Origin of the sequence: Devosia sp., assembly GCF_017744655.1 — a bacterium.
GTDB lineage: Bacteria > Pseudomonadota > Alphaproteobacteria > Rhizobiales > Devosiaceae > Devosia.
Genome location: NZ_JAGIAW010000003.1, coordinates 197,883 through 212,657, shown reverse-complemented (window position 1 = coordinate 212,657; position 14,775 = coordinate 197,883). Strand labels below are relative to the sequence as shown.

14 protein-coding genes are annotated in these 14,775 nt (G+C 62.2%); 8 read left to right on the top strand and 6 right to left on the bottom strand.

Annotated elements, in window-relative coordinates; all coding sequences use genetic code 11:
• From J7557_RS08825 to J7557_RS08790, 8 genes are all read left to right on the top strand, one after another.
• Positions 1-636, top strand: a complete 636-nt coding sequence (locus J7557_RS08825) for a nicotinate-nucleotide adenylyltransferase (RefSeq protein WP_367272880.1) — start codon at positions 1-3, stop codon at positions 634-636.
• Between the two features lie 183 nt (positions 637-819).
• On the top strand, positions 820-1,212 hold the full coding sequence (rsfS, locus tag J7557_RS08820) for a ribosome silencing factor (protein ID WP_291419391.1): 393 nt from the start codon (positions 820-822) through the stop codon (positions 1,210-1,212).
• A gap of 39 nt (positions 1,213-1,251) precedes the next feature.
• On the top strand, positions 1,252-1,734 hold the full coding sequence (rlmH, locus tag J7557_RS08815; RefSeq protein WP_291419389.1) for a 23S rRNA (pseudouridine(1915)-N(3))-methyltransferase RlmH: 483 nt from the start codon (positions 1,252-1,254) through the stop codon (positions 1,732-1,734).
• 158 nt (positions 1,735-1,892) lie between these two features.
• Positions 1,893-3,320: a peptidoglycan DD-metalloendopeptidase family protein gene (locus J7557_RS08810; RefSeq protein ID WP_291419387.1), complete on the top strand. Its 1,428-nt coding sequence runs from the start codon at positions 1,893-1,895 to the stop codon at positions 3,318-3,320.
• 6 nt (positions 3,321-3,326) lie between these two features.
• Positions 3,327-4,718 (top strand): S41 family peptidase, encoded by a 1,392-nt coding sequence (locus J7557_RS08805; RefSeq protein ID WP_291419385.1) that lies wholly within the window; start codon positions 3,327-3,329, stop codon positions 4,716-4,718.
• Between the two features lie 90 nt (positions 4,719-4,808).
• Positions 4,809-5,948, top strand: coding sequence for a divergent polysaccharide deacetylase family protein (locus tag J7557_RS08800; protein WP_291419383.1), 1,140 nt, complete (start codon positions 4,809-4,811; stop codon positions 5,946-5,948).
• A gap of 58 nt (positions 5,949-6,006) precedes the next feature.
• Entirely contained in the window at positions 6,007-6,540 is a 534-nt protein-coding gene (locus J7557_RS08795) for an RNA pyrophosphohydrolase (RefSeq protein WP_291419381.1), read from the top strand.
• Positions 6,541-6,548: 8 nt separating this feature from the next.
• Positions 6,549-7,235, top strand: coding sequence for an aspartate/glutamate racemase family protein (locus J7557_RS08790; RefSeq protein WP_291419379.1), 687 nt, complete (start codon positions 6,549-6,551; stop codon positions 7,233-7,235).
• On the opposite strand, the gene J7557_RS08785 is transcribed toward J7557_RS08790, so the two are convergent.
• The 6 genes from J7557_RS08785 to J7557_RS08760 all read right to left on the bottom strand — a co-directional run bounded on the left by J7557_RS08785 (position 7,236) and on the right by J7557_RS08760 (position 14,567).
• Positions 7,236-9,389, bottom strand: a complete 2,154-nt coding sequence (locus tag J7557_RS08785) for a methyl-accepting chemotaxis protein (RefSeq protein WP_291419377.1) — start codon at positions 9,387-9,389, stop codon at positions 7,236-7,238. It abuts the gene before it with no gap.
• Positions 9,390-9,592: 203 nt separating this feature from the next.
• On the bottom strand, positions 9,593-10,015 hold the full coding sequence (locus J7557_RS08780) for a F0F1 ATP synthase subunit epsilon (RefSeq protein WP_291419375.1): 423 nt from the start codon (positions 10,013-10,015) through the stop codon (positions 9,593-9,595).
• Positions 10,016-10,100: 85 nt separating this feature from the next.
• On the bottom strand, positions 10,101-11,540 hold the full coding sequence (gene atpD / locus J7557_RS08775) for a F0F1 ATP synthase subunit beta (RefSeq protein ID WP_291419374.1): 1,440 nt from the start codon (positions 11,538-11,540) through the stop codon (positions 10,101-10,103).
• Positions 11,541-11,561: 21 nt separating this feature from the next.
• Positions 11,562-12,449 carry a F0F1 ATP synthase subunit gamma gene (locus J7557_RS08770; protein ID WP_291419372.1) on the bottom strand — a complete coding sequence of 296 codons (888 nt, stop codon included), beginning with the start codon at positions 12,447-12,449 and terminating at the stop codon, positions 11,562-11,564.
• 22 nt (positions 12,450-12,471) lie between these two features.
• Entirely contained in the window at positions 12,472-14,007 is a 1,536-nt protein-coding gene (gene atpA / locus J7557_RS08765; RefSeq protein WP_291419370.1) for a F0F1 ATP synthase subunit alpha, read from the bottom strand.
• Positions 14,007-14,567 carry a F0F1 ATP synthase subunit delta gene (locus tag J7557_RS08760; RefSeq protein ID WP_291419368.1) on the bottom strand — a complete coding sequence of 187 codons (561 nt, stop codon included), beginning with the start codon at positions 14,565-14,567 and terminating at the stop codon, positions 14,007-14,009. Before J7557_RS08760 ends, atpA begins: the two co-directional genes overlap by 1 nt.
• Positions 14,568-14,775 lie beyond the last annotated feature (208 nt).

The window sequence follows — 14,775 nt, the reverse complement described above, 5'->3', positions numbered from 1 at the left end:
GTGACCTTGCATACGGCCATCCGCATTCCCGGCATAACCGACCTGCCGCCGTCCGGCAGCGGTATGCGCATTGGCCTTTTCGGCGGCAGTTTTAATCCCATCCATGCCGGCCATGTGCTGGTAATGGAAGAGACCATGCGCCGGCTGGAGCTCGATGCGCTCTGGGTGCTGGTGACCCCCGGCAATCCGCTGAAAAACCACTCCGAACTGGCCCCGCTGGCCGACCGTGTGCAGGCGGCGCGCGCGCTGATCGACAATCCGCGTATTCGCGTCACCGGGTTCGAGGCGCAGAAGGGGTTTCGGTACACCTGGCAGACCGTGCGTTTTCTGAGGCACTCGCTGGCTGACAGGCGCTTTGTCTGGATCATGGGCGCAGACAGCCTTGCCGATTTCCATCGCTGGGAACGCTGGCAGGATATCGCGAACACGCTGCCTATCGCGGTCTATGCGCGGCCGGGCTCGTCCAATAAGGCGTTGGCGTCGCGGGCCGCTCTGGCACTGGCCCACGGGCAGATCGACCAGGAGGATGCGCCGGTTCTGGCAAACCTGCCGCCCCCCGCCTGGGTCTATCTCCATGGGCGGCAATCGGGCCTTTCCTCAAGTGCAATTCGGGCGGCCAAACGTCATAAAACTTGAGATTTTACCCTTCATCTTGCGGAAAAGACGAAAAACGCGCATATTCAGGGAAATGATCGCTGTTTTCGGAACAGGAACTGACGGCTTGCCGTTCGCCAAGACGCCGCAATATTCCGATCAACAACCAAGGATGCTGACTAATCGCATGACTCATGCTCGCGCATGGGCGGAAGGCCGTTTCTGATGGCCGCGCTGCCCAATAACACTGTTTCCGCCTCTGCAGCCGCTGCTGCGCCTTCGGTCGAATCGGCCGTCGAACTGATCCTCAACACGCTCGAAGACGCCAAGGCGGAAGAGACCGTGTCGGTCGACATCACCGGCAAGTCCTCGCTCGCCGACCACATGATCGTGACCTCGGGCCGCTCGCAGCGCCATGTCGGTGCCGTTGCCGACCAGATCATCCGCGCCCTGCGCGAGCATGGTTTTGGTAAGCCCCGCGTGGAAGGCCTGCCCCATTGCGATTGGGTGCTGGTCGATACGGGCGATGTGATCGTGCATATCTTCCGTCCGGAAGTGCGCGAATTCTACAATATCGAGAAGATGTGGCAGGCGGATTTCTCCGCTGACGCTCACTAATCCAGGCGCCGGCCGCGAGCCGGCGCATAGGGAAAACCCATGCGCATAGCCATTGTGGCCGTGGGCCGGATGAAATCCGGCCCCGAGCGCGAGCTTGTCTCGCGCTATCTTGATCGAGCCACTGCGTCGGGAAAGCCTCTGGCCCTGAGCGGCTTCGATGTCACCGAACTCAATGAATCACGCGCCGGCTCGGCTGCCGCCCGAAAGGTCGAAGAGGCAAAGGGGCTGCGCGCCGCCTTGCCCGATGGCATTCTGGTGACGCTCGATGAGCGCGGGAAATCCTTGGGCTCTGAAGCTTTTTCCAGGCTGCTTGGACGTTGGCGCGACGAAGGCAGGCCCGCCGTCTCCTTCGTCATCGGCGGGGCGGACGGCATTGACCCCGATTTCGTGAAAAGCGCCGACCTGTCGCTGAGCTTTTCGCCGATGGTCTGGCCGCACCAGTTGGTGCGCATCATGCTGGCCGAACAGCTTTATCGCGCGACGACCATTTTGTCCGGTCACCCCTATCACCGCGGTGATTGAGCGCCACAATTCCGGCACCTCCGCCCCATAGGCAGCGCGAACGGGTGCGGAGAGTTATGGTTAAGCATCGTTAACCTGCAGTTTTCCTGCCCTTTGCTAATCTCGCCTCTGAGTGATTCGGTGCGCCATGCGGCAAGCCGCTGGGCCCAGGAGTTTTCATGCCGGTTTGGCCGGATAGCATCGTCAGAGCCACGCTCGGCGGCATCGTGCTCGCCGGGGGCTTTGCCTTGCCCCTGCTTGCCCAGACCGAAACGCCGCCTGCCGCAACCACTCCACCAGCAGCGACGGCGACCACTCCCGCGGCAACACCGACAACGCCTGCCTCCACCGAAACTGCCCCAGCAACCGAAGCTGCGCCGACCGAGACGACGCCTCCGGCCGATGGCGAAGAAACGGCGCGCAATAACGCTGCCGATCTCGAGGAAGTGGAAGCCTCGCTGCAATTGAGCCGCGAGCGGATCGATGCCCTAAAAGCCGAGATCGCCGAAATGGAGGGTGACCGCACCCGCCAGAACGCCGCCCTCATTGCCGCCGGCCAGCGGGTAAAACTGGCCGAAATCGAAGTGGCCGATGTCGAAGAGCGCCTTTCCAATCTCATCGTCGAGGAGCTGGAAGTGCGCGGCCGGCTCGATGGCGCCGATGCCGAGATCGCCAATGTGCTGGCAGCGCTCGAGCGCATTTCGCTCAATCCACCGCCGGCCCTGATCGTTGACCCCAGCGACGCCCTGGGCTCGGCCCGCGGCGCCATGCTGATCGCCGCCATCGTGCCGCAACTGCGCGAGCGGGCGGATACGGTGGGTGCGGACCTGAAATCGCTGATGGCGATCAAGGAACAGGCGCTAGCCGAAGAAGCGACCCTCAAGGCCAATTATGCCGTGCTCGAGGAAGAGCAATTGCGCATCGCAACGCTGATTGCGGCGCGAAAACAGGGCATCGAGCAGGTGGGTGCGCAATTGAGCACCGAGGAACAGGCGGCGGTCGATCTTGCCGAACGCGCCAGCACGCTGCGCGAACTGATCGACGCCCTCTCGGCCCGCGCCAACCAGACTCAGACCGGCAGCGCACCGGCTCAGCCGGACATGCCGCAGCTTTCGCCCGAAGCGATTGCGCTCGCCTTTGCCAATGCGGCGCGCACCGAGCCGGCCGTGCCCTTCCCGCTGGCCAAGGGCTACCTCGCCCAGCCGGCCAATGGCGTCACCGTGGTGCAGTTTGGCGCCGGGGATGGCTTTGGCGGCATTTCGCAGGGCCAGTCCATCGTCACCCGCGCCGAGGCGCAGGTGGTGGCCCCGGCCGATGGCTGGGTGCTCTATAAGGGCCCCTACCTCAATTATGGCCAGATCGTCATTCTCAATACCGGCCAGGGCTTCACGACCCTGCTTGCCGGGCTTGAAACCATTTCAGTCGATATCGGGCAGTTCGTCCTTTTGGGCGAACCGCTGGGACAGATGGGATCACGCACAATTGGGCGGACCGTGACCACCAATGCTGGCAACGCCCAGCCGACGCTTTATATAGAATTGCGACAGAACAACGAGCCCATCGACCCGGAAAGCTGGTGGGCCCCGAGCGAACAACAGACGGGATAGTAATCCATGCGCTTGACCACCCTTCGCGCCGCCGCCCTTGGTGTGGCGCTGCTCATCCCGACCGTGGGGATTCTGGCGCAGGACGCGCCGCCGCCCCCCGAAACGCCGGTGGAAGAGCCCAATCCGAGTGGCGAGCAGCCCGAGCCCACAGCCGAAGAGCTCAAGAAGGAACCGCGCGATCCCCTGCAGATCTATGCCGATCTCAATCTCTTCGGCGAGATTTTCGACCGCATCCGCGCCGAATATGTCGATCCCCCGGACGAGCAGGAGCTGATCCGCGCCGCCATCCAGGGCATGCTGACTTCGCTCGACCCGCATTCGGGCTACCTGCCGCCGCAGGATGCCGATGAATTCCGCCAGGACACGTCGGGCGAATTCGGTGGCCTTGGCATCGAAGTCACCATGGAAGAGGGCACGATCAAGGTCATCTCGCCCATCGACGATACCCCGGCCGCCCGCGCCGGGATTCTCGCCAATGATTTTATCATCGAGCTCGATGGCGTCTCCATCCAGGGCCTCTCGCTCGACGAGGCCGTCGAAAAGATGCGTGGCCCGGTGGGTACGGATATCACGGTGACGGTCGCCCGCGAGGGTGTCGACAAGCCGCTCGAATTCAAGCTGACCCGCGCTACCATCGCCATGCGCGCCGTGCGCTGGACCATGGAAGGCGACGTCGCCGTGCTGCGGCTCGCCCGCTTCTCGGCCCAGGCCTATATCGGCATCGAGAACGCCATCAAGGATATCTACGCCGAACGCGACGGCGTGGCGCCCAAGGGCATCATTCTGGACCTCCGGAACAATCCGGGCGGTCTCGTCGACCAGGCCGTCTATGTCGCCGACGCTTTCCTCAAGCAGGGTGCCGTGGTCTTGACCCGTGGCCGCACCGAGCAGGAAAGCGCCCGCTATGACGCCGAGCCCGATCCGCTCGACGAACAGCTCAAGGACGTGCCGCTGGTGGTGCTGATCAATGGCGGCTCGGCCTCGGCTTCCGAAATCGTCGCCGGGGCGCTGCAGGACCACAAGCGCGCCACGCTCGTCGGTACCCGTTCCTTCGGCAAGGGTTCGGTGCAGTCGATCATCTCGCTCGGCCCCGATGGCGCCATGCGCCTGACCACGGCCCGCTACTACACCCCGGACAACCGCTCCATCCAGGCCCTCGGCATCACGCCCGATATCGAGATCCGCCAGGTGGTGCCGGCCGAATTCCAGGGCCGTGACGAAATCGTCGGCGAAGCCGGGCTTGCCGGTCACATCACCATCGAAGGCCAGGAAGAAAGCACCGTCGGCTCCTCGGTCTATGTGCCGCAGGAAGCCGCCGACGACGCCCAGCTTCAATATGCGATCAAGCTGATCAACGGCGAAGAGACCAACGCCGCCTATCCGCCGAAGGCGGAGTAACGGCTGAGCCGTGCTAGACTGGGGGCGCAACGGGTTGATTCGCCGCTGCGCCCCCATTTTATTTCTCTCTCGGGTAGGGCCGGACTGCCGATGGCCAATGATTTGAGTACGCCCCTGACCGGTCGCCGTCAGCGCCTCAAGAATGCCTTGGGGCGTCCGCACCTGCCGATCGCGCGCATCCTTTTCGGCCTGATCGGCGTCATTGCCATTGGCACGGTCGCCAGGCTGGTTCTGGTTGACGACCCGACGGGCGGACGACCCAGCCAGGAAGCGGGCATCGTCAATTCTCAGGTGGGCAATAGCGTCGCCGACACCGTCGCCTCTGGCCCCGCCACCATCACCGCCGATCCTCAGCAATATCCAGCCGATGGCTCGATCACCGTCGTGCCCGCCCCAGCCGCAGATACGGCAACGGCCGAGGCGCATTCGGCGCCCAACGCCTTCGGCATCGTGCCTGAACTCAGCGAGGAAACGGCCAATGGGCCCATTCCGCGCATTTCCGGCACCGGCCAGACCCCGTTTGCCACCTATCACCACCCATTTGAAGCTGCGAGCGCCGGCACCGGGCCGCGCATCGCGCTGATCGTCACCGGGCTTGGCATCAACGAGCAGGGCTCGCTCGACGCCATTGCCCAGCTGCCCGATCTCGTGACGCTGGCCTTCGCGCCCTATGGCAAGGCGCTCGAAAAGACCGTTGCCGTCGCCCGCGGCGGCGGCCACGAAGTCATGCTCGAAGTGCCCTTGGAACCCTTCGATTTTCCGCAGAACGATCCCGGCCCGCATACTCTGCTGACCGGCCAGCCGCCGCGCGAAAACCTCGAAAAGCTTTTTTGGCTTATGGCGCGCTTTGGCGGCTATTTTGGCATCATCAACAATATGGGTGCGCGCTTCACCGCCTCGGCCGGCGATTTCGGCCCGGTGATGGAAGAGCTGGGCGCCCGCGGCGTCGGCTATATCGACGATGGCTCCTCCAATCGCTCGGTTTCGGCCCAACTCGCCAGCGCCAACAAGGTGCCCTATGCACGGGCCAGCATGCTGATCGACGCCAATCCTGCACGTTCATCTATTCTCTCAGCGCTGGACAGCCTTGAAGCCGAAGCCATGGAACATGGCAGCGCAATCGGTATTGTCAGCGCATTGCCCATTTCCATCCAGGCCGTGTCGGAATGGTCGGCCGGCCTTGATGGCAAGGGTATCGCACTGGTCCCCGCCAGCGCGCTGATGCAATAGCGTCTCAGAGACTGGCTAGCTTTGCTCCGCTGGGCGCCAACAGAACTGACCGAAAACCATGTCCTCTATTCCGAGCCGAGAATCCCTTCCCTATCGCGACTGCGTCGGTATTGCCGTATTCAATGCAGAGGGCAATGTCTTTGTCGGCCGTCGCAAATCGGACGACCCGGAAAAATCGGCCGACTATGACGCGCCGTGGCAGATGCCGCAGGGCGGGATCGATGCGGGAGAGGACCCGCTGCGCGCCGCGTTGCGCGAACTCTATGAAGAAACCAGTATCTCGTCCGTCAGCCTCCTCGCCGAGGCCCCGGAATGGATCTATTACGACCTGCCCGACGAGCAATTGGGCAAGGCGCTGAAGGGCAAATACCGCGGGCAACGCCAGCGCTGGTTCGCCTTCGCCTTTACCGGCAACGATGGGGATATCGATGTGGCCGCGCCTGGCGGCGGCAAGTTTCACGCCGAATTCGACGCCTGGCGCTGGGAGCGCCTGTCGCGCACGCCGTCCCTCATTGTGCCGTTCAAGCGCGAAGCCTATGAAAAGGTTGTCGAAGCCTTTATCGACATCCCGCAACGCTTTACCCACGCGTAGAAGAACCCATGAAGACCATTGGCCTTATCGGCGGCATGAGCTGGGAATCGACGGCTCACTATTATCGCATTCTCAACCAGGAGACGGCGGCGCGGCGCGGTGGGCTGCATTCGGCGCCGGTGCTGGTGGATTCACTCGATTTTGCGCCGATTGCCGAGCTGCAATCGGCGGGCAAATGGGACGAGGCCGGCGCCCTGCTCAACCGCTCGGCGCTGCGGCTGCAAGCGGCCGGCGCCGAGGTGATCGGGCTTGCAACCAACACCATGCATCTGGTTGCCGAACAAATGATGCAGGGCGTAAACGCCCCCTTCGTGCACATTGCCGATCCGACTGCCGATGCCCTGCTTGCCGATGGCTACAAAACGGTGGGGCTTCTCGGTACGCGCTTCACCATGGAAATGGGCTTTTATCGCGAGCGGCTGGAACAGCGCGGCCTCACCGCACTTATTCCCGAAGTGGATCGCACCAATCTCAACGGCATCATCTATGATGAACTCTGCCGCGGTATCGTCCGCGAGGAGTCGCGAAAGATCTATATTGAAGCCATTGCCCGCCTCGCCGCGCGGGGCGCCGAGGCGGTCATTCTGGGCTGCACCGAGATCGGCATGCTGATCGACGATGCCGTCAGCCCCCTGCCCGTCTTCGATACGACGGACCTGCATGCCCGCGCATTGGTGAGCGCAGCGCTGGCCTGATCAGGCCGCGTTGCGAACGCGGGACGGTCCGGACTCCTGCAGTTGAAAAATATCGACGATGCGATCGAGGGCTTGGGTCTGGGCCTCGGTCTGCTCGATGGCGGCATGGGTTTCCTGCACCAGGGCCGCATTGTGCTGGGTGACTTCGTCGAGCGTGTGAATGGACGAAGTGACCTCGCGGATGGCGGCCGCCTGTTCGCGGCTGGCGCGGGCGATGGCGCCGACGAGTTCGGTATTCTGCTGCATCACATCGAGCATCTGCATCAGCTTGTTGCCCGCCGCTGCCACCAGTTCCTCGCCGCTTTTCACCTCGCTGCCGCTCTTTTCAACCAATTGCTTGACCTCGGATGAAGCTTGGGCCGTCGATTGGGCGAGACGCCGGACTTCGACGGCAACCACGGCAAAGCCCTTGCCCGCCTCGCCGGCCCGCGCGGCTTCCACCGAAGCGTTGAGGGCAAGCAGATTGGTCTGGAAGGCAATATCGTCGATCAGCCCGATGATATTGGCGATCTGGCCGGACGAGTGGGTGATGCGGTGCATGGCCTCAGTCGCTTCGCTCATCACCGTACCGCTTTGCTGGGCCACCGTGGCGACGGAGGCGGTCTGATGCGCGGCCTCTTCGGCGCGGCCGGCATTTTGGACCACCGTACCGGCCAGCGCTTCCATGGCGGCGGACGTCTGCTCGATGGTTGCGGCTTGGCGCGTCGTGCGGTCGGAGAGATCATTGGCCCCGCTCAGCAATTCGCCGCCGGCGACGCGCAACGACTTTGCCGTCATCTGCAATTGCTGCATGACATCGGCGAAGCGCTCGACCGTTCCATTGAGCGCGAGACGCAGGTCTTCGAATTCGGCGGGGAAGGGCGTCGCGATGCCGCCGGTCAGATCGCCATCGGCGAGCTGTTTCAGGCCGGCACCGAGCGCCGCGACGGACTGCTTTCGCGCGGTGACATCGGTTGCGAACTGCACGATTTTATAGGCTTGGCCGGCATCATCGCAGATCGGTGTAAAAGTGCTCTGGATCCAGACTTCGCGCCCATCACGCGAACGCCGCCGATATTCGCCGCTCTTGAACTCGCCAGCCGCGAGATCGCGCCAGAACTGCTTGTAGCTTTCGCTCTGCGGGGTCGCATCGAACAGGAAGAGCGCATTGGGCTTGCCGGCGATCTCGTCGAGGCGATAGCCGAGGAGATTGAGAAAATTCTCGTTCGCTGATGCCACCGTGCCGTCGAGATTGAACTCGACGACGATCTGCGAGCGCGAAATAGCCTGCAATTGGCCGGTATGGTCGGCAGCTTCGATCAGATGCTGCCGGGCCTGAGCGTCGAGCGCCGCCTTCTGCGCTGCATTGCTGCGGAACACTTCCACCGTGCGCGCCATCAGCCCAAGTTCATTGCCGTTTTCGAGATAGGGAATGGCGTGGTCGAGATCGCCTTCGGCAATGGCGGCCATGGCTTCAGAAAGCCGCGGAATCGGCTTGGTAATGGCGCGAGAGACCAGAAAGGCAGTCAGGCCGAGCACCAGCACCGCCAGCGCCACGATGCCCGACAGCACCAGCATGGAGCGATTGAGCACCGCTTCGATCGGCGCCCGGGCCACGGCTACCATCAGGGCGCCGATGACCGTGCCGTCTTCCTTGGCAATGGGCTGATAGCGGAGAAAGTAGCCTTCGCCCGCGATGTCGCCATCGGTCGTAAACGAACCGTTGGCCACAAGCGCTGCATGGATGGGCGAACCCGCCGTGATAGGTTGGTCAACCAGGCGTTCGCCCGCCGCATTGGTGAGACTGGTCGTACCGACGAGAAAATCCGGCGACTGTTCGGGATCGAGCACATAGATGGCGACATGCTGCCCGGCGACGCCGGCGATGGCATCGATCATATCATTGGTGCGGAAGCGGGGCATGCTGCGGCCGGTCAACGCCTCGACATTGCCGGTCGCGTCCACGACCACTTCGAGATTGGGCAGGTTGACCTGAAAGATTTGCGCGGCAATGCGCGTCGACGAGCGGATGGCGTCATGCGCATCGCTGCTGACCGTACCGGAGAGGGTGACGAACAGAGCGCCCAGAATGGTGACGCCGGCAAGGAGAATGCCGATGATCGACATGGCCGCGATGACCACGGTCAAGCGCAGATGGCTGAGGATGGAAAGCATGTGTGTCCCCGAAACACCGGCGTCCCAACGCCGCGTTGCCGAAAGACTGAGGCAGAAACGTTAATTGAAGTTTGCCGCAGGATCAAAACCGCGCAACACCAATAACTTGCTCAATTTCTAGGCACGGTCCGCGGCGGCCAAAACAAAAGGCCACCCCCTCGCGGGAGCGGCCTTTTCAAAGAACTTTGGGCAGAGCCCGAGGCTTAATGAACGTGACCTTCATTGAGCTGCTGGGCTTCGAGCGCCAGGTTCAGCAGGGCGCTGACGAACTGTTGGGCATAGGACTTGTCCTCAGGCGTTTCGGCCCGGGCCAGCTCTTCCTCGGCAGCCTTGATCTGCGCCTGCAGGTCCGAGTGGTCGAACTCGGTGAAGGGTACGGATTCTTCGGCAAGGATCGTCAGGCCGGTGGGCGAGACGTCGGCAAAGCCGCCGCGCACGAAGAAAATTTCAGCGGAATTGTCGCCGGTCACGGTGATGAAGCCAGGACGCAGCGTGGTCATGAAGGGCGCATGGTCCGCCATGACCGTGAAATAGCCCTCGGTGCCCGGCACGCTGACCGACTGCACGGTCTGCGAAACCAGCAGACGTTCGGGCGACACGATCTCGATCTTGAGGCCTTCAGCCATTTTTTTGGTCCCTTAGCGGAGAAAACCCGACAGGATCGGGCTTAGGCGCTGGGCCCGCCGCGAACGGCAGGCCCAAGTTGCAAAATTAAGCAGCCTGAGCGGCGAGCTTCTGGGCCTTCTTGACGGCATCTTCGATGGTGCCGACCATGTAGAAGGCGGCTTCCGGCAGGTGGTCGTATTCGCCCTTAACCAGACCCTTGAAGCCCTTGATGGTGTCTTCGAGCTGCACGAACACGCCCGGCGAACCGGTGAACACTTCGGCCACGTCGAAGGGCTGGGACATGAAGCGCTCGATCTTGCGGGCGCGGGCCACGGTCAGCTTGTCTTCTTCGGAAAGCTCGTCCATGCCGAGGATGGCGATGATGTCCTGCAGAGCCTTGTACTTCTGCAGGATCGCCTGAACGTCACGAGCGACTTCATAGTGGTCCTGGCCGACAACGTTCGCGTCGAGAATACGCGAGTTGGATGCCAGCGGATCCACTGCCGGGTAGATGCCCTTTTCCGAAATGGCGCGGTTAAGAACGGTCACGGCGTCGAAGTGGGCGAACGAGGTCGCCGGCGCAGGGTCGGTGAGATCGTCTGCCGGCACGTACACGGCCTGAACAGAGGTAATGGAACCCTTGTTCGTGGTGGTGATGCGTTCCTGCATCGCGCCCATGTCGGTCGCCAGCGTCGGCTGGTAACCCACGGCGGACGGAATACGGCCCAGAAGAGCCGACATTTCAGCACCGGCCTGGGTGGAACGGAAAATGTTGTCGACGAAGAACAGCACGTCCTGACCCTGGTCGCGGAAGTTTTCGGCAACGGTGAGACCGGTCAGAGCAACGCGAGCGCGGGCACCCGGGGGCTCGTTCATCTGGCCGAACACGAGGGCGCACTTGGAACCAGCGGCCGAGCCACCGTTCTCATGCGGATCCTTGTTCACGCCCGATTCGATCATTTCGTGATAGAGGTCATTGCCTTCGCGGGTGCGTTCACCGACGCCCGCGAACACCGAGTAACCACCGTGCGCCTTGGCGACGTTGTTGATCAGTTCCTGGATCAGAACGGTCTTGCCCACGCCGGCGCCGCCCATGAGGCCGATCTTGCCGCCACGAGCATAGGGAGCGATCAGGTCGACGACCTTGATGCCGGTGACCAGAACCTGCGATTCCGGGTTCTGTTCGGCGAAAGCCGGCGCGTCCTGGTGGATTTCGCGCTTGGCTGCCGAGACGATCGGACCGGCTTCGTCGATCGGCTCGCCGATGACGTTCATGATGCGGCCCAGGGTCACGTCGCCGACGGGCACGGAAATGGCCGAACCGGTGTCGGTCACTTCGGTGCCGCGGACCAGACCTTCGGTCGTGTCCATGGCAATGGTGCGCACGGCATTTTCGCCGAGATGCTGGGCAACTTCCAGCACCAGGCGCTGGCCATTGTTGGTGGTTTCAAGTGCGTTCAGGATGGCGGGCAGGTGATCGTCGAACACCACGTCAACGACGGCGCCAATGACCTGCGAAACGCGACCGGCCTTTTTTTCTGCCATTTGTTCGTCCTCGCTGATGGGTTAGAGCGCTTCCGCGCCAGAAATGATTTCGATGAGTTCTTTGGTGATCTGGGCCTGACGCTGGCGATTATAGCTCAGCTGCAGCTTTCCGATCATTTCGCCGGCGTTGCGGGTCGCATTGTCCATGGCGGACATCTGCGCGCCGTAGAACGAGGCGCTGTTTTCGAGCATGGCGCGGAACACCTGCACGCTGATATTGCGCGGCAGCAGGTCTTCAACGATTGCCTCTTCGCTCGGCTCGTATTCGTAGATCACGGTAGAGGCCGCGGCTTCGCCCTGACCTTCCACACGTTCGATCTTGGCCGGGATGATCTGGATGGCCGTCGGCTCCTGGCTGATCACCGAGTTGAACTTGGCATAGAACAGGGTTGCCACGTCAAATTCGCCGGCAGCAAACAGGGCTTGGACCTTGTGGCTGATCTCGCTGGCCTGCGCAAAGCCGATATTCTTGACTTCGCGATAGCTGACGGTCTCGATGATCTTGTCTGCGAACTGGCGCTTGAGGATATCGTTACCCTTGCGGCCGACGGTCAGGAACTTGACGGTCTTGCCGGCAGCGATGAGCTTGTTGGCATGATCGCGCGCCAGACGCGCGATCGAAGAGTTGAAACCACCAGCAAGCCCGCGCTCGCCAGTCGCCACGATCAGAAGATGGGCCTGATCCTTGCCATTGCCGCCCAAAAGGACGGGAGCATCGGACTGGCCGTCATAGACGGCAGCCAGACTCGCCAGCACCGAACCCATGCGCTCGGCATAGGGACGGGCCGCTTCGGCTGCATCCTGGGCACGGCGGAGCTTAGCCGCCGCAACCATCTGCATGGCCTTGGTGATCTTCTGCGTCGACTTGACCGAGTCGATCCGGTTCTTAAGATCCTTTAGCGACGGCATTGCCTGTCGTCTCCTTCAGGGCTCAGGCCGCGTAGGTCTTCTTGATGTCGTCGAGAGCCGACTTCAGCTTGGCGCGGGTATCGTCGCTGAGCTGCTTTTCGGTAGCGATGGTCTTCAAGAGGTCAGCATGCTTGGAACGCAGGTTCGACAGAACATGCTTTTCGAAGTCCTGGACCTTGTTGACCGGAACGGTATCGAGATAGCCCTGGCCACCGGCAAAGATCACCGCAACCTGTTCTTCCGTCTTGAGCGGAGCGAACTGGGGCTGCTTGAGCAGCTCGGTGAGACGCGCACCACGGTTGAGGAGGCGCTGGGTAGCAGCGTCGAGGTCCGAACCGAACTGAGCGAAGGCGGCCATTTCGCGGTACTGAGACAGTTCGCCCTTGAGCGAGCCGGCAACCTGCTTCATGGCCTTGACCTGAGCCGAGCCACCAACGCGCGAAACCGAGAGACCAACGTTCACGGCAGGACGGATGCCCTGGAAGAACAGGTTGGTTTCGAGGAAGATCTGGCCGTCGGTGATCGAGATCACGTTGGTCGGAATATAGGCCGACACGTCGTTTGCCTGGGTTTCGATCACAGGCAGAGCGGTCAGCGAACCAAGACCGTGGTCTTCGTTCATCTTGGCAGCGCGTTCGAGAAGACGGCTGTGGAGGTAGAAAACGTCGCCCGGGTAAGCTTCGCGGCCCGGCGGACGACGCAGAAGCAGCGACATCTGACGGTAGGCAACGGCCTGCTTGGTCAAATCGTCATAGGCGATAACGGCATGCTTGCCGTTGTCACGGAACCACTCGCCGATGGCGCAGCCGGTGAACGGCGCGATGTACTGGAGCGGAGCCGGATCGGATGCGGTAGCCGCGATCACGATCGAGTACTGCAGGGCGCCTGACTCTTCGAGCTGACGCACGAACTGGGCAACGGTCGAACGCTTCTGGCCAACGGCGACATAGATGCAGAACAGCTTGTCGGTGTCCGAAGCGTCGGCATCGTGGGCCGGCTTCTGGTTGAGGAAGGTGTCGAGAATGATGGCGGTCTTGCCGGTCTGGCGGTCGCCGATGATCAGCTCGCGCTGGCCACGGCCGATCGGGATCAGCGCGTCGATGGCCTTGAGGCCGGTCGACATCGGTTCGTGAACCGACTTGCGCGGCAGAATGCCAGGAGCCTTGACGTCGACGCGGCGACGTTCGGTGTGCACGATCGGGCCCTTGCCGTCGATCGGGTTGCCGAGGCCGTCGACGACGCGCCCGAGGAGGCCCGGACCAACCGGGGTGTCCACGATGGCGCCGGTACGCTTGACGACGTCGCCTTCCTTGATCGAGCGGTCATTGCCGAAGATCACGACGCCGACATTGTCGGTTTCGAGGTTCAGCGCCATGCCCTTGATGCCGCCCGGGAACTCGACGAGCTCACCGGCCTGCACCTTGTCGAGGCCGTAGACGCGGGCAATACCGTCACCGACGGAGAGCACCTGACCGACTTCCGAAACCTGGGCTTCCTGGCCGAAATTCTTGATCTGGTCCTTGAGGATCGCAGAAATTTCCGCGGCTTTGATGTCCATTATCCGACCTCTTTCATGGCGATCTTCATCGCAGCGAGTTTTGTCTTGATTGAAGAATCGATCATCTGGCTGCCGACCTTCACCTGAAGGCCGCCGATCAGCGAGGGATCGACAAACTGGTTGAGCGTGACGGTTTTACCGAGCTTGGTCTTGAGCGTGTTGCTCAGGGCCGCAACCTGGTCCGCCGTCAGCGGGGTTGCCGAAGTCACTTCGGCAGTGGTTTCGCCACGGGCCGCAGCGGCCAGCTCGCGGAAACCGACAATGATATTGTCGAGCGCGAAGAGGCGACCATTCTTGGCCACAAGGCGCAGGAAATTGGCAACCAGCGGGTTGACCTGGGCCTTATTCAGGATCGCGTCGAGCGCTGCAGCCTTCACGTCACCCGAAATGACCGGCGAGTGCAGGTAGCGCGAGAAATCGTCGCTTTCGCCGATGAGGCGGGAAATATCGGAAAGGCCGGTTTCGACCGAGGCCAGCTGATTCTCGCTCTGAGCGAGGTCAAACAGCGCCGACGCATATGGCCGCGCGATCTGGGTAAGCACTGAATTCTGCGCTGCCAATGTCGCTTCACCCTCTTATGTTGCCGTTCCCTGAACTTGATCAGGTCGGCTTATTCAACGCTTTGAACGTGTCCGGAAATGAGGCCCCAGTCGGACTACCCCCCGCAGGACCCCTTCAAGTCGGGCTCGCTCTAACACAAGCCAAGCGGGCCTTGCAAGGCTGGGTGGCACGATTCGATTGCGGCGAAAATGTCGCAGGCTTGTCATG

Bases quoted from the DNA above. Each gene is read 5' to 3' on its own strand.
- rsfS (WP_291419391.1), top strand. From the start codon at position 820: ATGGCCGCGCTGCCCAATAACACTGTTTCCGCCTCTGCAGCCGCTGCT.
- rlmH (WP_291419389.1), top strand. From the start codon at position 1,252: ATGCGCATAGCCATTGTGGCCGTGGGCCGGATGAAATCCGGCCCCGAG.
- J7557_RS08810 (WP_291419387.1), top strand. From the start codon at position 1,893: ATGCCGGTTTGGCCGGATAGCATCGTCAGAGCCACGCTCGGCGGCATC.
- J7557_RS08805 (WP_291419385.1), top strand. From the start codon at position 3,327: ATGCGCTTGACCACCCTTCGCGCCGCCGCCCTTGGTGTGGCGCTGCTC.
- J7557_RS08800 (WP_291419383.1), top strand. From the start codon at position 4,809: ATGGCCAATGATTTGAGTACGCCCCTGACCGGTCGCCGTCAGCGCCTC.
- J7557_RS08795 (WP_291419381.1), top strand. From the start codon at position 6,007: ATGTCCTCTATTCCGAGCCGAGAATCCCTTCCCTATCGCGACTGCGTC.
- J7557_RS08790 (WP_291419379.1), top strand. From the start codon at position 6,549: ATGAAGACCATTGGCCTTATCGGCGGCATGAGCTGGGAATCGACGGCT.
- J7557_RS08785 (WP_291419377.1), bottom strand. From the start codon at position 9,389: ATGCTTTCCATCCTCAGCCATCTGCGCTTGACCGTGGTCATCGCGGCC.
- J7557_RS08780 (WP_291419375.1), bottom strand. From the start codon at position 10,015: ATGGCTGAAGGCCTCAAGATCGAGATCGTGTCGCCCGAACGTCTGCTG.
- atpD (WP_291419374.1), bottom strand. From the start codon at position 11,540: ATGGCAGAAAAAAAGGCCGGTCGCGTTTCGCAGGTCATTGGCGCCGTC.
- J7557_RS08770 (WP_291419372.1), bottom strand. From the start codon at position 12,449: ATGCCGTCGCTAAAGGATCTTAAGAACCGGATCGACTCGGTCAAGTCG.
- atpA (WP_291419370.1), bottom strand. From the start codon at position 14,007: ATGGACATCAAAGCCGCGGAAATTTCTGCGATCCTCAAGGACCAGATC.